Here is a 22,932-nt window from a genome sequence, read left to right on the forward strand (position 1 = left end):
CCAGTGCTAATGAATATATATTTGACTCATCGCTAATCTACAATTTTTAATTGCGCTTGATTTCTACAGAATTTTGCAGCCACCCTCTTCGCCAAAAAAACAATAGCAAACTAAATGCGATCGCTAACATCAATGCCCAGCAAAGTGGATAGCCCCAATACCAATTCAATTCAGGCATATTATAGGGTGATTTATCAGTATTGAAATTCATACCATATATTCCGGCCACAAAAGTCAGGGGAATAAAGATCGTTGAAACTATCGTTAGTACCTTCATGATTTCATTCATTTTATTACTTACTGCCGAAAGGTACACATCCATTAATCCAGATGATAGTTCTCGGTAAGTTTCTACCATATCCATCACTTGCACTGTATGGTCATAACAATCTCGCAGGTAGATTCGCACTTCTTCAGAAATCAAATCGGGAGCATCTCGAATTAAAGAATTAATTGCATCCCGCTGGGGCCAGATAGCACGACGTAGTTGCAGTAATTCTCGTCTAATTTGATAAATATTTTGCAGTGTTTGGGGAGTAGGTTTAACTATTACTTCCTCCTCTAACTCTTCGATTCGCTCGCCATAAAGCTCCAGGACTGGGAAAAAACCATCAATAATTGCATCTAACAGAGCATAAGCTAAATAATCCGCTCCCTGTTTACGGATGATACCTTTGTTTTTTTCAATTCGCGATCGCACCGCTTCAAAGCAATCATGTTCTGGTTCCTCTTGTACTGTCAGTAGATAATTTTTTCCTAATATCAAACTCACTTGTTCGCTATAAAAACCACATGTTCTTTCCTTTGGTACTACCATCCGGGCAATGAAAAGTAATTGATCTTCATAATCCTCTGTTTTAGGACGCTCCGGTACATTAACTACATCTTCTAAAACTAGAGGATGTAACTTAAAAATGTTACCCAATCGTTGTAATATATCTTGACTACCTAAACCTTGTACATCTACCCAAGAAACCGATTCCGATTCCAGATAAGAGACACACTCCTCTGGAGTTTCTATTTGTTCGCGAATGAAATTGGTTTGGTTATAGTCAATCAAAAAAATTATTGGCGGTGGAGCATCTGCATCAATAAAAATGGTTCCAGGTATAGTCCCTGGTTGGTGATGGAACTCGTCTTCATATAGCTTGGTGAGTATTTTAGGAAGGCGACGTAATTTTCGTGCCATGCAATATTACCTAATAGTCATTTGTCATTGGTCATTGGTCATTTGTCATTTTTCATTAGTAAATAACAAAGGACATAAAAATAACTTACATAACTCAGACGTTATTTTGCAAAAATTAATATAAAGAGGTCATCACCCAGATTTTATCTGACGAATTACGAATTGGTATAACATATTGCCTTTGAATCAGCAATGCTACAAAAAACAGTTTGCCTTGGCAAGACAAACTGTTTAAAAAATATTTATCTGGGTCAGCAGAAATTAGAACATACCCATGCCGCCCATGCCACCCATGCCGCCCATACCGCCCATACCGCCCATATCAGGGGCAGGAGCAGCGGATTTCTTCTCTGGCTTTTCAACAACGATCGCTTCGGTGGTTAAGACCAAACCAGCAATGGAACCAGCGTTTTGCAAAGCTGAACGCACGACTTTGGCAGGGTCGATAATACCAGCAGCAATCAAGTCTTCAAATTCGCCAGTAGCAGCGTTATAGCCAGTGTTAATGTCGCTATCCCGGACTTTCGAGACAATTACAGAACCTTCAGCACCAGCGTTGTCTGCTATTTGGCGCAAGGGGGCTTCTAGCGCTCGTTCGACAATATCAGCCCCAATTCTTTCTTCGTCATTTTCTAGGGTGTTTTTAATCGCTTGTACTGCCTTAGCTAAGTGAATTAAGGTTGTTCCACCACCAGGAACAATACCTTCTTCCACAGCAGCTTTAGTAGCGTTGAGCGCATCCTCAATCCGCAGCTTACGGTCTTTGAGTTCGGTTTCGGTTGCCGCACCCACTTTAATCACTGCCACGCCGCCAGCGAGCTTGGCGATGCGTTCTTGCAGTTTTTCGCGATCGTACTCAGAATCAGTTTCTTCTAACTGTCTGCGAATTTGACCAATCCGCTTTTGTACCTCTGGCTTGGTGACACTACCAGCAACAATTGTGGTGTTTTCTTTGTCAATGGTGATTTTGCGGGCAGTTCCCAACGCTTCTAAAGCAGCCGTATCCAAGCTTAAACCGATTTCTTCAGAAATCAACTGTCCATCGGTGAGAATCGCAATATCTTCTAACAAAGCTTTGCGGCGATCGCCAAACCCAGGCGCTTTAATTCCAGCTACAGCTAGTACACCGCGCGCTTTGTTCACCACCAAAGTTGCCAAAGCATCACCTTCGACATCTTCAGCGATAATTAGCAAAGGCTGACCAGAACGGGCAACTTTTTCTAAAATTGGCACTAAATCTTGGATGCTGCTGATTTTTTTATCTGTCACCAAGATTCGGGCGTTTTCAAATTCGACGATTTGCCGTTCGTTGTTGGTGACGAAGTAGGGAGAAATATAACCCCTGTCAATCTGCATCCCCTCAACTACTTCTAGTTCAGTTGTCAGGGATTTAGATTCTTCAACGGTAATTACACCATCTTTGGTGACTTTTTCCATTGCTTGAGCTAACATTTGACCAACTTCTTCATCGTTACCAGCAGAAACAGTGGCAACTTGAGCGATCGCACTTCCTTCTACTGGCTTGGCTATTTTGGCAATTTCTTCTACCAATGCCTCAATAGTTTTGTCGATCCCGCGTCTCAAGCTCACAGGGTTACTACCTGCCGCAACGTTCTTCAAACCTTCTCTAATTAAGGCTTGTGCTAAAACTGTGGCGGTGGTTGTCCCATCTCCAGCGACATCTTTAGTTTTTGAGGCCACTTCCTGGATGAGTCTTGCACCAGTATTTTCCAAAGGATCTTCTAATTCAATTTCCTTGGCAACAGTGATACCATCGTTGACAATTTGAGGTGCGCCAAATTTTTTCTCTAAAAGGACATTGCGACCTTTGGGCCCCAAGGTGATTTTTACGGCATCGGCAAGGGCGTTAACACCCCTTTCTAGAGATCGCCGCGATTCCTCGTCAAATGCAATAATTTTCGCCATGTTTGATTTCTCCAGCGCTTCCATTAGACAATTTAGCACTCACAGCGCCAGAGTGCTAATCTCTCAAGCGGCTCAAGTTACAAATGGAAATAAAAAAATTGATTAATATACAGGTGATGCTCATATTAGATACTGGCAGTAATGCTTGAATTGGGAGATGAATCTAGACAACTCCCTTAAGTCCCTTGGTATTGCCGACCCTAGCGGCACCGGCTGGTTGGCAGTAGTATTTACGTTCCTCTTGGCTTGGCTTGTAACTTGGCGTTTAATTCCGACAGTACGAAAATTCGCCTTGCGGGTAGGTTGGGCTGACCAACCCAACGCACGGCGACTCAACCGAGAACCTTTACCCAATGCAGGGGGGCTGGCTATCTACGCGGGCGTGATTGCTGCGCTGGTACTAGCTAGCCTTTTACGACCGATCGAACTCCAAAACGTATTGGCTCAGGTGCTCACTATTCTGTTGGGGGGTTCGATATTAGTCCTGGTGGGCTTTATTGACGATCAGTTTGGCTTACCGCCCTCTGTGCGATTGTGGGCGCAAATTGTCACGGCACTTTTGCTGGTAGCTAATGGTATCAGTGTCAAAGTCCTGTTTGGCACTCCCATCGATTCACTTCTGTCCATGTTGCTAACAGTACTATGGGTAGTAGGGATTACCAACGCCATCAATTTGATGGATGGTATGGATGGCTTGGCAGGAGGAATTAGCTTTATAACCGCCATGAGTTTATTGGGCGTTGCAGCTCAATTTAACAATCGTGCTGCGGCAATCTTAGTCCTCGCAGCTTTGGGAGGTGCTGCACTAGGATTTTTGCGCCATAATTTCCATCCATCACGAATTATTATGGGTGATGCCGGAGCATACTTTTTTGGTTATGTGTTGGCAGCAACTAGTATTTTAGGGAAACTGCAACAAAACACAATTTATGCGCTAATTCCCACGGTTTTATTTCTATTATTACCGGTGCTAGATACCACTCAAGTATTTGTGCGGCGGCTACTAGCAGGAAATAACCCTCTGAGTACTCCTGGCAAAGACCACCTGCACCACCGCTTACTTGCTTGGGGACTCTCCCAGCGCCATGCTGCGTTTACCCTTTGGTCAATTACCTTAGTTTTCAACTTGCTAGCGATGAGAATACAAGGTATGAGTTTGGCTGTGATGCTGACAACCGCCAGTAGTATTATCCTACTTTTGGGCTTTACAGTCTGGCAAAGGATACGCCAACAGCCTTAGTTGCTTGTAGGGTGGGCATTGCAGTGCTAGCCCTACTATGTTTATTCAATTCACCAAAAATTCAAGCTTGAGTTAAATTGTCTTGCAGCCAAACAACTAAATCTCCTTCTGTGGAAAAATCCAACAGTGCCTCGGCTAGATTTTCAAGCTGTTCGATAGATAACTGGCTGATGCGCTCTGACAATTGCGGACTCAAATTACCAATGCGTCGTCGTAACTGGCGCATTACTACCTCTAAAGTCTGTTCTTGCCTGACTTCATCACGGACTTCTTCATAAACTTCATCATGGACTTCCTCATAAATTCTGGTAGTTTTGATATCAAAATCACCGAGTCCAAACATTTTTACCAACTCCTGACGACTGATACGCGGTAGTTTGTAAACTACAATTGTTTCTATTAAATCTATCACTTTTTTTTGAAGTGCTTTATCGCTCAGTTCCGAACGTGTCTTTGTAATCAAACTTTTGACTAATATGGGAGTTTGTTTTTTATTTACAACTACTAATTTGATAATACCAACTCCTAAGGAATATTCAGTTACTTCTCCAAGCTCATTTAGATATAGCCTCGTTACCAATTGGCTTTCGAGTAAGACTCGATACGGTTGGACTTGGGTTGGTTCAAGGCTGCGGCGAGGGAATATAACTACCGATCGCCAATCTGAAGTAGGTGCGTAAAGTCGTAAATACAGAAATATTTCTGAAAATAAACGAGCATAAAATTCATTATCTTTTTGAAATTGAACCTCTACAAAATAAATCGGCTGATGATTAGTGTCAGCAACAGGAAGAAAGACTCCATCAATGCGAAATGCTGTTTGCTTTAATTCTACTGAAGCGAAATTATATGCATTTGCTTCTGATGGTTGCAGATTAATTAATTCAAAAAAAGCACTGAGGAAAGTTTGAAATAAACGATAAAAAATAGAGTCTGTTTTCATAACTAATCTATCAAATTTTATTTAATAAGTTCGTAGTTGGCGCTAAAGCGCCAACTACGAAAAATCGCTACCCCTCAATTATTTAGCTCAACTATTTAGGCCATTACCATACCGCCATCGACGTTAAAGACTTGTCCAGTGATGTAGGCGGCAGCGGGATCGGCGGCGAGGAAGCGCACCATTCCTGCGACTTCTTCGGGTTGACCGAAGCGACCGAGTGGAATGTATTTCAGAATATCTTCGGGGTTGTTGAGATCGCTGGTCATGTCGGTGGTGATGAATCCAGGAGCGACGGCGTTAACGGTAATGCCACGAGTAGCGAGTTCTTTGGCAACGCTTTTGGTGAAGCCGATTACACCTGCTTTGGCGGCGCTGTAGTTTGACTGGCCTGGGTTGCCCATTTGCCCAGCAACAGAGGTAATGTTGATAATCCGCCCCGATCGCTGCTTCAGCATAATTTTACTGGCGGCGCGTGTACATAAGAAAACACCAGTGAGATTCAGGTCTATCACTGCTTGCCAATCTTCTGGCTTCAAACGCAAAAGCAGTGTGTCGCGGGTAATTCCTGCATTGTTGACCAAAATATCCACACGCTTAAACTTTTCCACCATGGCGTTAACTAGTGTGTCTACTTGATCGCTTTTAGAAACGTCTGCTTGGATCGCGATCGCCTGACCTCCCGCATCTGTAATTTCTGTTACAACTGCTTCAGCCGCAGCACTGGAACTAGCATAATTGACAACTGCGATCGCTCCTTGTGAAGCTAATTCAATTGCGATCGCTCGGCCAATTCCTCTTGATGCACCTGTGACAATTGCGACTTTATCTTGTAATAGCGTCATTTAATGTTCCTCAATCTTAGAAATACCGCGCTAATTATCTTATGGCGATTTCGGGAACATCTGAATATTGTCTGGATAATATCTAACTCTTGCGGGGTGATAATCTTGCTGTCATGCTGCAAGTTAGATAGCTAATAGATAAAGTTATATAGGACTCATATTTGATTTCTGAAAAAACTCAGTACACCTTTATTTCTATCTTCCCAGTCCCCAGTCCCCAGTCCCCAGTCCCTAGTCCCCGATCTTTACGAGTAATCAGGAATCAAATAGGATTGCTATACGTCGTATTTAGCTAGATATAGCTATGCTGAATCAGACGCGCTAAAACAAGATCCTCACCTTCATAAAAGTTATCGAGAAGCTGCGATTTGCAATTCTCACAAATCAAATAAGATTCCTATATAACTCGAATAACAATAATTAACGTTTTACTCTGATTAAATATCTATAGTTACTTCTCTGTAAATAGATGAATAACTATAACTAATATATTTGCCTGACTAGATAGACTAGAAAGTGTTGCATCTACAGCCTTCGTAGACATCACTCTTGTGAAAGGCTCTATAATGATTTGGTCGATCGTGATAGGTTGAAACACATATTTAATACAGATGCACAACCTAACATAATATATGGATTTTATTATAATTATTTAATATTTTTGGCTGGCTAATCATCCTCATATTAACTAATCTAATCTTTTACTAACAAAAACCCATGAACCTATACCGATTTTATTTTATAAGAACTACTATTGAAACAAACAATTGAAAATCGGTGTGTGTCACATGGCAACGAAAAAGCAATTTAACAGTTTTGAAGATATGCTGTCTGCTTCTGATGTACCTGTATTAGTAGATTTTTATGCTGACTGGTGCGGCCCCTGTCAGATGATGGTGCCAATTTTAGAGCAAGTCAATGCCCAACTTAAGGATCGCTTAAGGATTGTCAAAATCGACACGGAAAAATACACAGATTTGGCTACTGAGTATAAAATTGCTTCTCTTCCAACCTTAGTACTGTTTAAGCAGGGTCAGCCTGTGGAGCGGATAGAGGGAGTGATGCAAGCACCGCAATTGGTGCAATATCTACAAACAAAGATTTAAGCTTACACTTAGAATTTTGATTTTAGTTCTTAGAGGCGCGAAATATCGCGTCTCTTTCAATAGATAGATAATAATCTGCGCCCATATTAATCAAATCACTGTTTGGTTGAACTTCTAAAAGCCATAAGACTCCTATTTGATTGCGTGAAAAACCTCTGTATAACTAAGGCTGATTCCCTACTTCCTGCCTCTGGCGCTTACGCTGTACTTTGAGGATCGCGTAAGTAGGTTTAAAAATAAAATCGGATTGCGATAAAACCTTAAGTAAATATTAAGCATATTTACTTATATGTCTAGAGAAAGTAGTTTAGAAATTGAGAAGACTATATTGTATAGATATAACAAAGTATATTGACAAGTAAGACCATATATGAGTGGGAAGCAACAAAGACCTGACAAAGCCTATATTTGGGCGAATATTGATTTTGATAAGGTTAAAAATAGAATAGATGGGGTGACTTGCCAGATTGAGCGGGTTATACAAAAGCACCACCTTTCAAATCAAACTGCTAAATCAGGTAAAAGAAATAATTAGGTTATCTGTGGGGCGATATCGACGATGAGTTACACCTACACAGTTTATTTTTAATGTAGCCTGTACTTCGCCCATTCGGTAAGCTACTTCGACTGCGCTCAGTACAAGTCAGTCACCAACGTAGACATCAGATTAGTTTTGCACAACAAATTTTGGGCAATGGGACTATATTTTTGTCAAAAACCAAACAATATTATTCAATAAACATCCACCGAATTTCTACGTATTTATTAGTCATTATTTTATCTTCAACACTTTTTTTAAAGATGTGACTAATGGATAGCCAAAGCATCGGGGTGAGGTTCTTTATTGTTGATTTATGCTGCAAGAGGTCTACTGTGAATTTTGTTATCCAATCTCAAAATCCCCCAATTTCTTAGGGGATTTTGACTGCTTAATCTCAATCTCTTAAAATGTAAAAGTAGTCCGAAGTACGCCTACAGTCGTAGTCTCATTATTGCTGTTACCTTCTGGGTTAAATAGAACAAACGCACCAGGGGTAATGCTGATATTATCGCTAACTTGAAGGCGGTAATAGGCTTCCAAATGGTAAGGAGTCGCCCGATTCTCGCCTGTGGGGGTAAGTTGAGCAGAACCACCAGTATCGCTACGGAAAAGCGGCTGACCAAAAAGAATCCCGGCTGTATTTCCTGACTTGAATAAATCTTTAAAGTGAATTCCCGCCATCCAACTTGTAAAGGTGGTGGAAGCATCCACGCTATTTGAAGCAGCATCAACAAATATTGCTGCACCGTAGCCAGATAAGGCTATCTTGGGAGACAATCGCCATGTTACCGTACCGCCAACAGAGTTGAGTGTGAGCGGTGTTCCAACTGCAACTCCTGATAAAGCACCGATATCACTACTAACTAATCCTGTAGCCAAAATATTGATTTCGTGATAACTGTGGGCATAGTTTAAACCAATATCAAAAGCAGGACTTGGCTTGAAGGTTAACTGTGTGGCAATAATACTACTACCACTAAATAAACCTGCTCCCAAAGGTGTAGTAGAAACTCCTGGTACTGCTTCAGCCGCAGATTTTTCCGGTAAATTGGCATTTACACTGCCGTATAAAGCTCTTAAATCAAAATTTGGCGAAATGTTAAAAATAAATCCCGCCGCCGATGCTAAACCAGTACCCGAAGTTCCACCAGAAACCCGTAGTACAGGATTCAAGTTGCCAAAACGAGATATTGACTCTTGTCCTTCACCATAAAAAGGCGTAATTGTTGGGAAAGCATCTGATGTCTCTGCCGCAGTTCCCGCAAACAAGGTTAATTTATTAGCCACGGGAAAGACATACAGCAATTTGTAAACCTGAACGCTGTTTGCGCCAACGCCCGACAAAGTATTGACATTTATCCCCGGAAATTGCGGCTCAAAACTGGTACGAGCGCTACTTGCACTTAAAAGTGGCGAAGCTAATCCTAAACCTTGTTGCAGGCTACCCTCTCCAGTGGCTCCACCCAAAAAATTATAGGCTTGCAATCCAGTAATTAATGAATCTTTACCAGTAAAGCTAGTGGTGAGATTTAACCGTACTCTATTGACTAAGATGATGTTCGGGTCACTATCATTAGGAGCGCCACCGCTAGCACCAACACCAGCAATAATTACCTCACCATTGAGTTTGGTCGTAGTAGAAAACTGATTTGCTTCTAGTTCTGCTGTGCGAGCTTCTACAGCATCTACTCGACCCCGCAATGTTGCCAATTCCGCCGCAAATTGTTCTTGTAGTTTCTGCAATGTGGCTAAATCTTCTTTTTTGACCAAATCACCAGTTGCAGTCGCAATCAGTTCATTTATTCGCTCTAAACAAGCATTTAAGCCAGCAGCAAATTCATAGCGAGTCATCGCCCGATTACCGCGATAGGTTTGATTGGGATAACCTGCGATACAACCATAGCGCTCGACTAAAGATTGGAGTGCCTGAAAAGCCCAATCATTCGGCTGTACATCAGACAATTGCGATACGGATGTTACTTGTGCAAGTTTGTATGAGGTTGGAGATGAACTTGCAGGTTGTGGTGTGATTGGCTGCCATAAGTTAACAGCAGAATCTATTCCTAAATCTTGAATTTTTTGCTGTTCATTGACTGAGGGTAAGTTTTTTTGGCTCTCATTAGCTATCAGCAATTTACTGGAGATATTATTTGCTAAATCGCTTTGATGAGAATAATTATTTTCATAGCTGCCGTCATTTTGATTAACAGCTACGTTTTTATCTGCAATTTTTAAACTAGGAAGGGCTTGCACAGGTGATAACCCGACAATTAAACATAAAAATCCCATCCCACTAGCAAAAGCTAGTAGATATTTTGCCATCATGACTCCCAACACCTATAAAATAGTGGAAAAATTCATTGCGATTTTAAAATGGATTGATAAGTAAATTTAAAGTAGATTTAGCAAGAGAGTCTTGTCAACTTTAAATTTTGGATATCAGGATTTTTTCTGAATTAACTTATCAAAACGTCAGCTTATATCGCAGGTATTAAATTCTAGTAAATACTATTTTCGGAAAGAATTAACAAAACATCATATTGATAGTTTCTATAATTACGATAGCAATCCCAAATGATTTTTGAACAACGCATTGCGTAAAATGCTTGATTCATAAGCATTCTAAATTTTCTCTGTTCAAATATAAAAAATAATTGCTATATTGACAAAAGAATAATTTCCATAAGTCTGATTTTGTGATACATGAATATAGGTATTGAGCCGAAATCCTCGGCTCAATACCTAATAAAGAATAATTTACTCAAAAAAATTAAGAGGCTGCGATCGCTGCTAAATTTGGGTGTAGGCTAAGATTCGGCAAGAAAACAGCATATTGTAGTTCACGATTTCTCTGATTGAGATATTTCAAGTATTCAATCCCACCAATAGGCAACAACCACCGCATCACAATCTTGGTGAACATCCTCACCCCATAACGCCCCTTCCAATCTAGTTCTCAGTCGGCGCTTCAGGCGGAAACCATAATCTTCATTCGTGCCATCACTTACCTCTACTGAATCAGCTCGCCATTTTTTGCCCAAGTCTAAAAGCTCAGACACTTTTGTATCTTGGTTCTCTGTCAGAATGTACAGTGTATCGGCAGGATAGGCAACGAAATGAATGATGCTGGTTTCAGGCATGGGACGATAGTTTGCCATTGCAAGTAAGGTATCGACCATACCACCAAAGCTTAAACCGTTTTCATCTGGTGCAAAGATTGGTTTTGTGAATAGAAAGCTTGACCATAAATTTCTGTGGTTGGAAAGGTCAGTAATCACTTCTTTGCCATCAAACTCATTGAACCGACGCTGCCAAACCAAGCCAGCGAAGAGTTCTTGGGGAGAATAGGATTCCGCAATCGATTGGATTTTGCCTAAATCAAGCATCACATTTACGGTAAGTAATATTTTTAACAAAACATTTGTAACTACCCTTGCAGTTTATTTACCCAGTGCCTGCTATTCTTATAGTTACTTCGGTCTGTCATAGCAGATAGATTATCCTCGATAATGTTTTATTTGTGAGCGCTCATATAACCATCGTGGTAATGTGGGTGCTTTTACTTTATCAACAAAGGCAGAAGGCAGAAGGAATATTGCCCTCTGCCTCCTGCCTCGTTCACGTGATGTCTGGTAGTTTGGTACACTAAGCTGATAATGAAGCTTTAACTTGACCAAAACGGCGATCGCGATTTTGATAGCTCAACAAAGCTTGATGAAATGCTTCTCGATTAAAATCTGGCCAAAGAATATCGGTGAAATACATCTCTGTATACGCCATTTGCCACAAGAGGAAATTACTCAATCGCATCTCACCACTGGTACGAATCAGCAAATCGGGTTCTGGAGTGTCTGCTGTGTAGAGATGTTGTTCTACAAGACTTTCATTCACTTCTTGGGCGCTAAGTTCGCCCTGTTGCACGAGTTGAGCTACTTGACGACAAACTCTGGTAATTTCGTTGCGGCTACCGTAATTGACTGCAATAGTAAAGTGGATTGCTTGATTGTTCAATGTCTCTGTCATTGAACGTTCCATTTCCATTTGTAGAGACTTGGGTAAAGCCGATAAATCTCCAATAAACGAGATACGTACTCCTTCTTGATGCATCTGAGCCAACTCGCGGCGTAGTAATCGCTCAAACAAATGCATTAGAAAATCCACTTCTTCAACAGGACGCTGCCAATTTTCTGTGGAGAAAGCGTAGGCTGTCAACGCTTTGATTCCCCAATCTTTGCAGCAACGCAATAGTTCTTTGAGCGTTCTTGCTCCTTGGCGATGTCCAGCAATGCGCGGTAATCCTCGACTGGTTGCCCATCGGCCGTTACCATCCATGATGACGGCGATATGTTGGGGGATTTTTTGGGGATTTAAATCTATGGGTAATTTTGATTTGTCATTTGTCATTTGTCACTTGTCCTTTGTCTTTTGTCATTTGTCTTTTGTTTTTACTAATGAGTAGTTTCAAATAAATTTTGTAAGTACTCTGGTGTGAGGGTGTTGTTCCAACTCCACAAGCGATGCATTGTGTAGGTGAAGGTAAATAAGAGAGTTATTTTGTTGGTTAATGACCAAGCATTCCAGTTGAGTGTACCCATCATCCGGCGAAGAGTACGCATGAGGTTGTTACGCTGATAGTTTGGCGATCGCGTTTTAATCAGGGTGCGTCCAATTCGCATCAACCCAGTATCAGGGAAAGCCCAGACTCCAAACCCCCAGAATTTGGTCATGTGGTTGATTTCATCCTGCGCTAGTTCCTCTAGAACATCCTGGAGTGCGCCTGTGGTGTGAGCCATCAACCAAATATAAAGACAAGTTGCACCGTATTCTGTAGCAATGCGGTGTAAACCGTGGCGATATAAGTCTTCGTGAGGGTCATCTGTAGGGAGATAGCTTCTAACAGTACGAAGTTTTGGGGTAATTTTCTCGCCTGTTAATTGGGTGTAGACTTTGATTAATGCGGGTGTGTGCTGACGTTCTTCCTTTTCCCACAAACCAAGTTCTAGCAATTCGTCATCTTTACCGACAGTTCCACCAACAAACCGAGCCATCTGAGGATGCAATTTTTCCAAATACTGCCGACTGGTTTGGGTATAACCGCGAATGGGTGCTTCTGTATCCATCGCACCGATCAATATAGATAAAAATACCTCTGCGTCTAAGCCGATAATTTGATTGCGGTTAATTGTCTGCCAGTCGATGTGTTTCCAGGGACGCGGTTGGGGATTGGCAAACTGTATCGGTAAATCTTGCAGACGATCGTGTAGTTTTTCGACTGCAATATATTTGTCTATGAGGGAACGAATGCGCTGCTGTGTTTGCAAGTAATGAGGACTGAGATAGCTTTGACCTGCTAAATCTTCTGCAATTGGGCTGAGGGTATTAAGCATATTTTTATACTTAAATTTTTATCTCTATGCCCAATAGCCTAAGCGATCGCACTATCGTTTGTCAGTCGGCTGAAGTCGGCAATTTTATGCGATCGGGTTGCAAAAGTCGGAGGAAAAGTTGGTTAGGGAACTCCAAGAAATAAATTATCCAATCTTGTGAGGTAGTCCTCACAAACGCATTTTTGGGTTGGCAGACTATTAGGCACTTCTCAAAGCCACAATTGGGTCGAGTTTAGCAGCGCGACGTGCAGGAACAACGCCAAAGAATAAACCAATACCTCCAGAGACACCAACAGCCATAGTAATCGCTACAGGAGAAAGACTCGCTTCTAAAGGAGTCAAGGCTCCCACTAATAGGATGCCACTGACACCAACCGCAGTCCCAACTAAGCCGCCAGCCGCAGAAACTATCACTGCTTCAATGATGAACTGTAGCAAAATATCTTGCTCAGTTGCGCCGATCGCTTTTCGCAATCCGATTTCTTGGGTGCGTTCGGTGACGGAGACGAGCATAATATTCATGATGCCAATGCCGCCGACAAACAAGGATATGCCGGCGATCGCAGCTAGCATAATTGTCAATGCACCTGTAATTTGACCGACAGTTTGCAAAGCATCTTTCTGGGTGCGAAGAGTAAAGTCATCTTCACCATTAATTTTGTGTCTTAGACGCAGCAAATTAGTAATTTGAAATTCTGCTGCATCCACGCTATCGGAATCACGAGCGGCAGCAACGAGATAATCTAAGGCAATACCATAAGGAGAATTTTTGCCCACAAGTCGGTTTGCTGATGTGGTGATTGGTATTAAGGCAGCATCATCATAATCTGCTCCCACGCTGGAACCTTTTGCTGTTAACGTCCCAATCACTTGAAAGCTGGTATTTCCAACTCGCAATTGCTGTCCTACAGCGTTACTATTACCGAATAGTTTTTCTGCCAAATCTCCACCCAGCACAACGACTTGGTTACTTCGCTTGATGTCTATCTCAGAGAAAAACCTGCCTTTAGCAGTTTCAAAATCCCGCACAGATAAAAAGGAGGGAGTTGTGCCAATGATGTTGACATCGGTATTTCTGTTGCGGTATGTAATTACCTGTCTTCTGTTTAACTCTGGTGCAACTCCTACTACTGTTGGTACTTGAGAAGCGATCGCATCCGCATCTTGCAACACCAGAGTTTTTGGCACTTCAAAGGAGATTCGCTGAGTTTCTCGATTACCTGGCAGTACAAATAGCACATTTGGCCCTAGTGACTCCAGCTGTTTATTAACGTATTTTTGCCCACCTTCACCAATGCCAATCATCGCAATCACCGAAGCGTTGCCAATAACTATACCCAGCATGGTGAGGGCACTACGCAGCTTATTCGATAGCAGAGTTTTCCCCGCCATATTCATGCTTTCAAGGAAATTCATATCTTATATAATTACGAATTACGAATTACGAATTACGAATTATTCTGTTCTTTTGCCTTCTCAATTTTGTAATCTTTGGGTGGGTTAACAAAAATGCGATCGCCTACTTTAACTCCCCCTAAAATCTGAGTTTGGTCTTGAATTTGTGCCCCGACTGTAACTTCGCGGAACTGGGGTTTATTCTTTGCATCGGGTACGAGTACGCCAGTTTTCCCCTTTTCGGTGACAATTGACACCGTTGGTAATACCAAGGCATTATTAACGCGATCGCCTAAAAAAGTCAGATCCACATTTAAGCCAGAACGTAGTTTATCAATACCAGTATCGATAGCAACCCGCACCTGAAAGGATGTCACACCTTGTTCCACCACTGCTTCGGGAGCAATCAGACGTACATGACCTTTAAAAACTTGGTCGGGATAGGCATCAGCGACAATTTCCACCTGCTGTCCCTGTTTGATTCTGCCAAGATCGGCTTCGGGAACTTGAGCTAATATTTCTAAACCGCGTGCTACAGCAACAATTGAACTGGAAGTTGCCGATGCACTAGTAGATGCCGAAGTTGTGGGTGTAACAAATGCACCTGGTTCGGCATACTTTTGGGTAACAATTCCTGACAAAGGAGCGCGAATAATAGTATCTTCCAACTGCACTTGTACACCCTTTAACTGAGCCTCAGCAGATGCTACAGCGGCTTGACGCTGGACAATTTCTTCAGAACGGGTTCCATCTTCTAACAGTACCAATGCTGCCCGTGCTTCGTTAACAGCGGCTTGGCGTTGGTCGATTTCTTCACTGCGAGTGCCAGTTTGGACTAACGAGAATCGTTTTTTAGCTTCTTCTAAATTGGCTCTAGCACTTTTGTCATCGCTGATGGCTTGATCGAGTAATTGTTTATTCTCTGCTCCCTGTTCGTATAGGTATTGATAACGCTTTACCTGTTCGCTGGTGTAATTCACCCTTGCTTGAGCCGCATCAACTTGGGATTGAGATTGAGCAATCTCTTGAGGACGATTACCAGCCTTAGCCGCAGCTAATTGGGCTTGAGCTTGTGCTAATCGGGCCCTTGCTTGAGCGATTTCTTGAGGACGACTACCAGCAAGGGCTTGGGCTAGCTGTGCTTGGCTTTGGGCTAAGTTAGCACGGTACTGGCTCCTTTGAGCCTCAATACCGGCACTATCCATGCGGGCGAGAATTTGCCCTTGTTGAATGCGATCGCCTTGTTCCACATATAATTGCGATAGCACTCCCGGATTCTTCGGACTAATATTTACGCTCTGAACTGGCACGACTTTGCCACTAGCTGTAATCCGCAACGTCACGTTTTGGGCTGCAACTGGCACAGTTAGTTGAGCAATATCTTCTTTGTTTGTCCCTTGGTTTACCAAGGTGTAAGTTGTTATAGTACCCACAACCAAAGCACTCCCCGCTATCAGCCCAATCAGCCAGCGCGATGGATGCTTAACTTTGCCAATAACTGGAATTTCTATGTGCGTAGCCATATTATAGAAGCCTGTAAATCTTGCTGTATAAGAATATTTTTTAGTTAGAGGACAAGTGGAGAGTACGGAGTTGTTAAAGCTTTAGAATTAAATTTTTATGAGTTAACTAACAACTAGACGCATAATTAGCTTCACAGTTGCTTAATCTTACTTCATACTAGGCATTCGTATTTCTGTATGTCTTCACCTGAAAGGGTGACTTTAGCCACAGCATATTAGTGCAATTCTGAACTATTCGTGAGAAACAAGATTCCCGACTTTTTTGAGAAGGTGGAAATCTACGGCTGGCAATTCTCACAAATCAGATAGGATTGCTATAGTGCGATCGCGCTTTAATTGCTTTGTATCCTTTGCTTTTTCCCTACTCCCCATTCCCTACCGCAAAGCAGTTTGTAATTATTGCTGAAATTGGGTTAATAACCAAGCACCAACTTGGCTTTGATTTCTTTGACGAGTTCGCCCTAATGCATCGTTTAATAAAGAAATTGCTAATCCTGGTAATACCTGAGATTCTGTAATCCGCCTACTACCTTGGTTTTCAATAGCAAAAGCCATAACTTGGGCATTCTGGACATTTAAAATCCAGTGTTCTTTCACTCCTAAATCTTCATATAAAAGTCGTTTTTCACCTCGATCGTCAGCAAGTGAGGTATTAGCCACTTCAATAACTAAATCTGGTGGTGAATATATATCTAAATTGATGATAGAAGTGCCGTAGGGAATGACATCGGCATTTTCACCAATATAGTAAGACACATCAGGTTGAGCTTCCTTAAAGCCTGTTTTCCGATATGTACAATTATCCTTGGCATTTAGAGCAATGCCTTTAATGCTCGCAAATAAGTTAACAGCAAAGAGAATAATTGCATGGTCGCTGGCATGGTCATTCCCGATTGCGTAGATTTCAATCCTCATCTGTCCGTTGTGGTAGTAGCCCTTGGCTTTTTCGTAGGCAGGATTTTCAATTATTTGGATATATTCATCCCAAGTTGCTGTTATCCAGGTATCAGTTGCTAATTGGGTCTGTAATTCGCTCATAATATTGCGAAAGAGGAACTTTAACAACGATCGTACAAGTTTCATTTTCCAGCACTAAGCTGACAGCAAAGCTTTAACTGCATCATTGCTAACAATTTTTGTAGGGTGTGTTACGCCAGAGGCTAAAGCATCGATGGCCTACTTTAACAAAACCAGTCTTTAAGGCGGATGAACGGAGTTCTGAGGTGGATGAACGGAGTTCTGAGGTGGATGAACGAGTATCTGAGGTGGATGAACGGAGTTCTGAGGCGGATGAACGAGTATCTGAGGTGGATTAACGGAGTTCTGAGGTGGATGAACGGAGTTCTGAGGTGGATTAACGGAGTTCCGAGGTGGATTAACGGAGTTCTGAGGTGGATGAACGGAGTTCTGAGGTGGATGAACGGAGTTCTGAGGTGGATTAACGGAGTTCCGAGGTGGATTAACGGAGTTCTGAGGTGGATTAACGGAGTTCTGAGGTGGATTAACGGAGTTCTGAGGTGGATGAATAAGTATATTTGTAATTTGTCTGGGCACAGCTTCTCATTCGCTCAAACCCATGTGCTTATATTGTAGGCTGTGTCTAACCTACAGTTGTAACTTGAGCAAGGGTTTTAGCTTTGCAGTCTAGAAATTTATTTCTGGACGGTTAAACAACGCAGATACTTAGAGGATGTTTGAAAAGTTTTCTTCTCGGTAACAAAACGTTCTAGATCCCCCTAAATCCCCCAATTTATTGGGGGACTTTGATTCCGGTTCCCCCCTTTTTAAGGGGGGCTAGGGGGGATCGGTTAGTGCCTAAAATCACAGCCAACCACTTTTCAAACAACCTCTTAAACTTACCTACTAGTTTGCAACTAGTAGCTCGGTGCAAAAATTTTCCGTCGCTTTTTCCTGTACTTGATTCACAATCATAGAAACAAACTCGTCAAGGTCGAATGGCTTAAGTAAATATTCTTCAAACTCTACATCTGGAATTTGATCGCAAGTACCTGTGGTAGATGTTGAAGTCACAATGATTGGGATATGCTTACCATTGTCTAGCTCTATAGCATCCAATCTATTTAGCAATGTATAAATACTTTCACCTAAAAACCTAATTTCACTGACAATAATGTTGGGTGTGAACCAACTCAGGGTTTCTAAAGCCTCTTCTATGGAACCAGCAGTAATCACATTTGCGCTGAGGTCTTCGAGTAAAAAAGCATACAAATCCCTACTATCGCGATCGTTGTCTACAACGAGTACTTGTACACCTTTGAGTATCCCAACTGCCAAGCAAAAGTCATTGATTAAATTCATAATAAGACCTGCGATTAGGGCTTTAAGGGCAAAGCTATTTGAAAAAACCGTAGTCTTAAGGGAACGAGACAACCGGATAGGTTAAAGAAAAAGTAGCAGAGAACCATTAAACGGTTAAAATTACTAGGTTCTATTCTTATACTATGAGCAGATATATTTGATTTACTAAATGAATTGATTAACTACGACATAAAACGTAGAAAAACTTTTCAAATAAGGGCACGGTATGTTCCCTCCGAAAATCTGTGGTTCAATTAACTGAAAATAGCCATAAAGGATTAATCAACAAAACTATTCCCATTCGCTATCCTCAAGTTCCTTCTAAGTAGGACTTACGCAGAAGAGATCCCCCAACGCCCTTAAAAAGGGGGCTTTTAAGATTCCCCCCTTTTTAAGGGGGCTAGGGGGGATCAAGCTTTCAAGTTTTCAGTGCGTAAGTCCTTCTAAGGCAATAATAAGGTGGCTTCAATTTCCTGCTTGGTAGCAGCCGTTACTTCACAATTGCTATGCACTCTTTGAGACGCTGCGCGAACGTAGGAGAGGGGCTGAGGGAGAGGTCAAAATAGCACTCGTCGAACTCACGTTATATTAGCCCTGCAATTAATTACAAGGCTAATATAGTAGAAGTTGTTAGTTATTTCACTTTTTTAAAACCACATTGAAAGAATTTAAATAGCCATTAATAGTTTTAGCTAATGTCTTCTGCTGTTTTTTGGTAGTGATTGCCATTACTTGATATAGTCTTCCTTCGGCAACATACATTCTACTTATAGTAATTTTCCCTCCAGAATTGATGTACTGAATTTCTTTGCCGGGATGATTATTGTAACTGCGAATGTTTCGTTGACTAATTAAATTACTTTTCGTAGTCTTTAAAGCCATATCCCGTGCATTATTAAGTACAGCTTGAGGATCGGCCATTTCACCGTAACTATAAGGAAAATCATTGTAAGCAACTATGTATGCTACTTGCTGTTTTGGTGGTTGAGCAATAAATATTTCTAAAGTAATTTCCCCCATGTAAGTTTTTTGGGATTCGGTATTTCTATTGGGGTTTCCCGGCATCAAAATTGTAAAACGTCCATCTGGAGCAGTGTATAACTTCCATTGTGGCTGCACGGGTTGAGAAACCTTTGGTTTGACAACAGCTACCGGAGATTTGGGTTGACGCGCTTCCACAAGAACAGAGCCACCACAAACAATGGTGGCGGCTATTAGTGGCAACAGACTTTTAACTGTCATATTTTTTGCCCTTTGAGATAGCGATCTCACTGATGATGCCAGCTGTTATAACCTAGCAGCACATAAAGCAGCACCAATTAGGCCGACTTGCGAGTTGAGGATAATATACACCGGGATCTCTTCGAGGAGACGGCGCATCCTACCTTTTTGGGTGAAATTTAATAAGAAACCGCTGTTTTGAATTAAAGGCAGAATTTTGGGCGCAATTCCACCAGCGATGTATAAGCCACCGTAAGGTAGAAGTTTCAGGGCGAGATTACCGGCTTCTGCACCGTAAGCTTCTACAAATAATTGCAAAGTTTGTTCCGAGAGGCGATCGCGTTTTTCTAGTGCAGCTGTACCAATGACAGCACCAGGATCGACACTTTTCTCTTCTTGTCCGGCTTCTTGTTCCCAAGTTCTAACGATTTGGGCAATATCTGGTGATTCTGTGGCAAATTTGCGATCGCGCAGAAATTGGTAAATTGCCACAATTCCCATTCCAGAAACCACGCGTTCCACAGAAACGCGCTGGATATCATGTTTACCTAGCAGGTATTTCAACAGTTGAAACTCGATCTCGTTCCGAGGAGCAAAGTCAGCGTGTCCACCTTCTGAAGAAAAAACTTGATAGTGGTTCCCCTGCTTAATTAAAAATCCTTGCCCTAAGCCAGTACCAGCACCAATAATTCCAATGGGGGTTTCGGGTTGAGGTTTGCCAACTTGTAACGTCAGCAAGTCTTCTTTTTGTAAACCTGAAATGCCATAGCCAACGGCGGCGAAGTCATTAATCAAAGAAATATGCGGGATACCCAATTCTTCTTGTAGACGTTCGGTATCCAGGAACCAAGCTAAATTGGTCAGTTTAGCAGTATTTTTGACAATGGGGCCGGCGATCGCAAAACAAGCCTTTTCTGGTGTAGGTGTATTAGCTTTGACCAAAAACTCCTGCACTATCGGTACTAAATCAGGAAAATCGGCACTGTGGTAACTTTCCTGATAAATAGTATGTAAAGCTGGTGAGTCTGATTTTTCAACCAATTGCAGAATAGTTTTCGTACCGCCGATGTCTCCTGCTAGTAATAAAGTCATAGAACTTATTCGGGGATTAATTACTTTATTTGTGGGATATACCCAACCTACCAGAAGCTATGAACACAAATATCTATCAGAGGTTTAGGCAAATCGAATCACTTCTTCTATGTGGGTTAAATGGGAAGTATCTCCCTTTAGTTCCAATAACCATTCTGGATCTTCGCGTACCACTTTTACCAACGAACATAAAGAAGCTTTAACTTCTGTTTTGGCAATTTCCCCCACTAGCCCCATTGCTCCCCCCAACACAGATGCCCCATGTGCGACTAGCAAGATATCCTCTGGAAAGAACTCAGTAGCTAAACATCTGGCAGTTTGCCCAGAACGTTCTCGCACTTTTTCATGAGTTTCAGGATATTTGGCGGCGATGCGCGAAGTATAGCTGGTGTCAATTCTGGGGAATAATTTTGCTAATGCTGGAGTTGAGAGTCTTTCGGGTTCTTCTGTCATCCAAACTGGATTTAGCCATTCACTCAAGCCTGTTTCGAGTTTAATCGGCAAGTCGAGCATTTCTGCAACTGCATTTGCCGTTTGTACGGTTCGCAGAAAAGGAGAAGCGAAAATATGGCCAATATTTTCTTTTTTCAATCGTTTAGCTAACTGCTGTGCCTGCACCATACCATCATTAGACAAGGGTGGATCGTAGCGTCGTTCAGCGGTAAGAAACCAATCGGGGTTTACGAAGTCGAGGCGGTTAGCGTGTCTTGCTATCCAGACTATTTGACTCATGGGTTTAATTATTCCGATGAATAGAATTCGCCGCTAAACAAATATATAGATATCTGCAAGGACGGCTGCAAATATTAATATAGGACAAAAATCGTAATAATATTTAATAATACTAATGATTAGGAAAACTTATCAGTATCAACTAGTTAAGATTATGTCATGAACTCAAATGTAAATATCAGATTGGGACGGTTCAAACCAAACTCCACACTCAATAACTGATAGTAGATGGCTGACGGTAATTGTTTTGAGTGTGCCGTAACGTTTGCGATAGTAACACTCAAAAAGTAAAGAAAATAAATGTGGTTCTTCATGGAAGTATCGGTAAAAAACAAACCCCTGCCAATCTATACCAAACTGTTCAGTGATTTTAGAAAATAGTTCATCAACATCATCACCATCTATTTTGAGGTCTTCCCGAAGCCGTATATTAAGAGTAATATCTTTTGTTTGTACACCTAGTTCATTATAAATAATTGCTGCAAGTTGGTTAAATCTATCTGTAAATGACATAACCTTTTTAGGTGACAAACTCCAGTAGCAAGAATCCTATCAACAAGGAAATTATTACCAGGTAAATACTGGTCAAGTATGTATGAACTGGTAGCAAGATAGGGTTATTGTAGCCATCCAACTTTTGCAATCATCAGATTTAGTCACAGATATTTTAACTCGTGAAATTATGCCAGCGCTACTAACTGTTTATTTTCATCCAAGCTTTAGATAACTTAATTCTAGTCCTGCAAATGTTGGGTTTTGTTCCTCAACCCAACCTACTAGTACGGCAAACTTAAATTATTGGATTGAGTAATTCTGTTAATGATTGGACTTTACTTTCCGTAAGTTTTTGAAACCCAATATTTTAAACTTGCGGTGCAAGTAGGACGAGTTATTGGTTCTCTGTGGGTACTGATTGCCAAGCAAGGCGATGTTTCCAATGCGATGTAAAATTAAGTTGAACTGCTTGCTTAAAGTCCTCCAAAGCTGCTGAAAACGCTTTCTCTTTCTGCTCACCTTGGTTGTTCAACTGTTTAGGGCATTGTGGATTCCATACATATTTTTGACAAGTTTGGTGGGCAATTTCTACATCACTGCCATTTTCAGGATTTTGAAAGACGGGATGATAATGTAACCTGTTGCAACAAACTTGCAACCACTCTTGCCACCCACAGCGCCACAAGCGCACTGTTGCATCAAGACTACCACTGACAATCAGTTTACCATCAGGGCTAAAAGCTACGGAATTTACCCAATACTCATGCCCGCGCCAAGGTTGACCGATAGGATTGCCGTCAATATCCCACAAGCGCACTGTAGTATCATTGCTGGCACTGATAATAAACTTGCCATCTGGGCTAAAGGCGACAGAATTGACTTCTTTTTCATGTCCGCGCCAAGGTTCACCAATAGGATTGCCGTTCATATCCCACAAGCGCACTGTAGTATCATTGCTGGCACTGATAATAAACTTGCCAT

Annotated in this window: 21 protein-coding genes; 3 read left to right on the forward strand and 18 right to left on the reverse strand. The window is 41.7% G+C overall.

Annotated features, from left to right (window positions below; all coding sequences use genetic code 11):
* Window positions 1-46 precede the first annotated feature (46 nt).
* Window positions 47-1,189, reverse strand: coding sequence for a magnesium/cobalt transporter CorA (corA, locus tag RMX89_RS24130; protein WP_322690732.1), 1,143 nt, complete (start codon window positions 1,187-1,189; stop codon window positions 47-49).
* Between the two features lie 261 nt (window positions 1,190-1,450).
* Window positions 1,451-3,115, reverse strand: a complete 1,665-nt coding sequence (gene groL, locus RMX89_RS24135; protein ID WP_322690733.1) for a chaperonin GroEL — start codon at window positions 3,113-3,115, stop codon at window positions 1,451-1,453.
* Between the two features lie 157 nt (window positions 3,116-3,272).
* Here groL and RMX89_RS24140 point away from each other — a divergent pair, with 157 nt between their 5' ends.
* The gene (locus tag RMX89_RS24140; protein WP_322670354.1) at window positions 3,273-4,355 is read left to right on the forward strand and encodes an MraY family glycosyltransferase; all 1,083 of its coding nucleotides are present in this window, start codon (window positions 3,273-3,275) and stop codon (window positions 4,353-4,355) included.
* 61 nt (window positions 4,356-4,416) lie between these two features.
* On the opposite strand, the gene RMX89_RS24145 is transcribed toward RMX89_RS24140, so the two are convergent.
* Together RMX89_RS24145 and fabG are read right to left on the reverse strand one after the other, a co-directional pair.
* Window positions 4,417-5,298: an Rpn family recombination-promoting nuclease/putative transposase gene (locus RMX89_RS24145; RefSeq protein ID WP_322690734.1), complete on the reverse strand. Its 882-nt coding sequence runs from the start codon at window positions 5,296-5,298 to the stop codon at window positions 4,417-4,419.
* A gap of 95 nt (window positions 5,299-5,393) precedes the next feature.
* The gene (gene fabG / locus RMX89_RS24150; RefSeq protein WP_322690735.1) at window positions 5,394-6,140 is read right to left on the reverse strand and encodes a 3-oxoacyl-[acyl-carrier-protein] reductase; all 747 of its coding nucleotides are present in this window, start codon (window positions 6,138-6,140) and stop codon (window positions 5,394-5,396) included.
* Window positions 6,141-6,928: 788 nt separating this feature from the next.
* Between fabG and trxA the strand changes: the two genes are divergently transcribed.
* Together trxA and RMX89_RS24160 are read left to right on the forward strand one after the other, a co-directional pair.
* The gene (gene trxA / locus RMX89_RS24155) at window positions 6,929-7,246 is read left to right on the forward strand and encodes a thioredoxin (protein ID WP_322670357.1); all 318 of its coding nucleotides are present in this window, start codon (window positions 6,929-6,931) and stop codon (window positions 7,244-7,246) included.
* Between the two features lie 370 nt (window positions 7,247-7,616).
* Window positions 7,617-7,781: a hypothetical protein gene (locus RMX89_RS24160; protein ID WP_322686389.1), complete on the forward strand. Its 165-nt coding sequence runs from the start codon at window positions 7,617-7,619 to the stop codon at window positions 7,779-7,781.
* 408 nt (window positions 7,782-8,189) lie between these two features.
* Here RMX89_RS24160 and RMX89_RS24165 read toward each other — a convergent pair whose 3' ends face one another.
* The 14 genes from RMX89_RS24165 to RMX89_RS24230 form a co-directional block, all read right to left on the reverse strand.
* Window positions 8,190-10,109 carry an iron uptake porin gene (locus tag RMX89_RS24165; RefSeq protein ID WP_322670370.1) on the reverse strand — a complete coding sequence of 640 codons (1,920 nt, stop codon included), beginning with the start codon at window positions 10,107-10,109 and terminating at the stop codon, window positions 8,190-8,192.
* A 551-nt stretch (window positions 10,110-10,660) separates the two neighbouring features.
* Complete coding sequence (locus RMX89_RS24170) at window positions 10,661-11,173, reverse strand: hypothetical protein (protein ID WP_322670371.1); 513 nt, start codon at window positions 11,171-11,173, stop codon at window positions 10,661-10,663.
* Window positions 11,174-11,432: 259 nt separating this feature from the next.
* A complete protein-coding gene (locus RMX89_RS24175) occupies window positions 11,433-12,191 on the reverse strand; it encodes an isoprenyl transferase (RefSeq protein ID WP_322686387.1) in 759 nt (252 codons plus the stop codon).
* A 44-nt stretch (window positions 12,192-12,235) separates the two neighbouring features.
* Window positions 12,236-13,174: a ferritin-like domain-containing protein gene (locus tag RMX89_RS24180; RefSeq protein WP_322690736.1), complete on the reverse strand. Its 939-nt coding sequence runs from the start codon at window positions 13,172-13,174 to the stop codon at window positions 12,236-12,238.
* A gap of 198 nt (window positions 13,175-13,372) precedes the next feature.
* Complete coding sequence (locus tag RMX89_RS24185; protein WP_322686385.1) at window positions 13,373-14,590, reverse strand: ABC transporter permease; 1,218 nt, start codon at window positions 14,588-14,590, stop codon at window positions 13,373-13,375.
* Window positions 14,591-14,622: 32 nt separating this feature from the next.
* Complete coding sequence (locus tag RMX89_RS24190) at window positions 14,623-16,092, reverse strand: efflux RND transporter periplasmic adaptor subunit (protein WP_322690737.1); 1,470 nt, start codon at window positions 16,090-16,092, stop codon at window positions 14,623-14,625.
* Window positions 16,093-16,488: 396 nt separating this feature from the next.
* Window positions 16,489-17,130, reverse strand: coding sequence for a Uma2 family endonuclease (locus RMX89_RS24195; protein WP_322690738.1), 642 nt, complete (start codon window positions 17,128-17,130; stop codon window positions 16,489-16,491).
* A gap of 159 nt (window positions 17,131-17,289) precedes the next feature.
* Window positions 17,290-17,646, reverse strand: a complete 357-nt coding sequence (locus RMX89_RS24200; RefSeq protein WP_322690739.1) for a hypothetical protein — start codon at window positions 17,644-17,646, stop codon at window positions 17,290-17,292.
* A gap of 309 nt (window positions 17,647-17,955) precedes the next feature.
* Window positions 17,956-18,411 carry a response regulator gene (locus RMX89_RS24205; RefSeq protein WP_322683476.1) on the reverse strand — a complete coding sequence of 152 codons (456 nt, stop codon included), beginning with the start codon at window positions 18,409-18,411 and terminating at the stop codon, window positions 17,956-17,958.
* A 639-nt stretch (window positions 18,412-19,050) separates the two neighbouring features.
* The gene (locus tag RMX89_RS24210) at window positions 19,051-19,653 is read right to left on the reverse strand and encodes a hypothetical protein (RefSeq protein WP_322675661.1); all 603 of its coding nucleotides are present in this window, start codon (window positions 19,651-19,653) and stop codon (window positions 19,051-19,053) included.
* Between the two features lie 45 nt (window positions 19,654-19,698).
* Entirely contained in the window at window positions 19,699-20,724 is a 1,026-nt protein-coding gene (locus RMX89_RS24215) for a glucokinase (RefSeq protein WP_322683475.1), read from the reverse strand.
* Window positions 20,725-20,808: 84 nt separating this feature from the next.
* Window positions 20,809-21,456, reverse strand: a complete 648-nt coding sequence (locus RMX89_RS24220) for a histidine phosphatase family protein (RefSeq protein WP_322683474.1) — start codon at window positions 21,454-21,456, stop codon at window positions 20,809-20,811.
* 165 nt (window positions 21,457-21,621) lie between these two features.
* Complete coding sequence (locus tag RMX89_RS24225) at window positions 21,622-21,969, reverse strand: DUF1493 family protein (RefSeq protein ID WP_322690740.1); 348 nt, start codon at window positions 21,967-21,969, stop codon at window positions 21,622-21,624.
* Between the two features lie 376 nt (window positions 21,970-22,345).
* Window positions 22,346-22,932, reverse strand: a 587-nt coding sequence (locus RMX89_RS24230) for a WD40 repeat domain-containing protein (RefSeq protein ID WP_416212003.1), incomplete at its 5' end; no start/stop codon positions are given.

This window comes from Nostoc sp. DedSLP04, from assembly GCF_034530775.1.
Lineage (GTDB): Bacteria > Cyanobacteriota > Cyanobacteriia > Cyanobacteriales > Nostocaceae > Nostoc.

Excerpts from the sequence above, each read along its gene's own strand:
- corA (WP_322690732.1), bottom strand. The coding sequence starts at position 1,189 with ATGGCACGAAAATTACGTCGCCTTCCTAAAATACTCACCAAGCTATAT.
- groL (WP_322690733.1), bottom strand. The coding sequence starts at position 3,115 with ATGGCGAAAATTATTGCATTTGACGAGGAATCGCGGCGATCTCTAGAA.
- RMX89_RS24140 (WP_322670354.1), top strand. The coding sequence starts at position 3,273 with ATGAATCTAGACAACTCCCTTAAGTCCCTTGGTATTGCCGACCCTAGC.
- RMX89_RS24145 (WP_322690734.1), bottom strand. The coding sequence starts at position 5,298 with ATGAAAACAGACTCTATTTTTTATCGTTTATTTCAAACTTTCCTCAGT.
- fabG (WP_322690735.1), bottom strand. The coding sequence starts at position 6,140 with ATGACGCTATTACAAGATAAAGTCGCAATTGTCACAGGTGCATCAAGA.
- trxA (WP_322670357.1), top strand. The coding sequence starts at position 6,929 with ATGGCAACGAAAAAGCAATTTAACAGTTTTGAAGATATGCTGTCTGCT.
- RMX89_RS24160 (WP_322686389.1), top strand. The coding sequence starts at position 7,617 with ATGAGTGGGAAGCAACAAAGACCTGACAAAGCCTATATTTGGGCGAAT.
- RMX89_RS24165 (WP_322670370.1), bottom strand. The coding sequence starts at position 10,109 with ATGGCAAAATATCTACTAGCTTTTGCTAGTGGGATGGGATTTTTATGT.
- RMX89_RS24170 (WP_322670371.1), bottom strand. The coding sequence starts at position 11,173 with ATGCTTGATTTAGGCAAAATCCAATCGATTGCGGAATCCTATTCTCCC.
- RMX89_RS24175 (WP_322686387.1), bottom strand. The coding sequence starts at position 12,191 with ATGACAAATGACAAATCAAAATTACCCATAGATTTAAATCCCCAAAAA.
- RMX89_RS24180 (WP_322690736.1), bottom strand. The coding sequence starts at position 13,174 with ATGCTTAATACCCTCAGCCCAATTGCAGAAGATTTAGCAGGTCAAAGC.
- RMX89_RS24185 (WP_322686385.1), bottom strand. The coding sequence starts at position 14,590 with ATGAATTTCCTTGAAAGCATGAATATGGCGGGGAAAACTCTGCTATCG.
- RMX89_RS24190 (WP_322690737.1), bottom strand. The coding sequence starts at position 16,092 with ATGGCTACGCACATAGAAATTCCAGTTATTGGCAAAGTTAAGCATCCA.
- RMX89_RS24195 (WP_322690738.1), bottom strand. The coding sequence starts at position 17,130 with ATGAGCGAATTACAGACCCAATTAGCAACTGATACCTGGATAACAGCA.
- RMX89_RS24205 (WP_322683476.1), bottom strand. The coding sequence starts at position 18,411 with ATGAATTTAATCAATGACTTTTGCTTGGCAGTTGGGATACTCAAAGGT.
- RMX89_RS24210 (WP_322675661.1), bottom strand. The coding sequence starts at position 19,653 with ATGACAGTTAAAAGTCTGTTGCCACTAATAGCCGCCACCATTGTTTGT.
- RMX89_RS24215 (WP_322683475.1), bottom strand. The coding sequence starts at position 20,724 with ATGACTTTATTACTAGCAGGAGACATCGGCGGTACGAAAACTATTCTG.
- RMX89_RS24220 (WP_322683474.1), bottom strand. The coding sequence starts at position 21,456 with ATGAGTCAAATAGTCTGGATAGCAAGACACGCTAACCGCCTCGACTTC.
- RMX89_RS24225 (WP_322690740.1), bottom strand. The coding sequence starts at position 21,969 with ATGTCATTTACAGATAGATTTAACCAACTTGCAGCAATTATTTATAAT.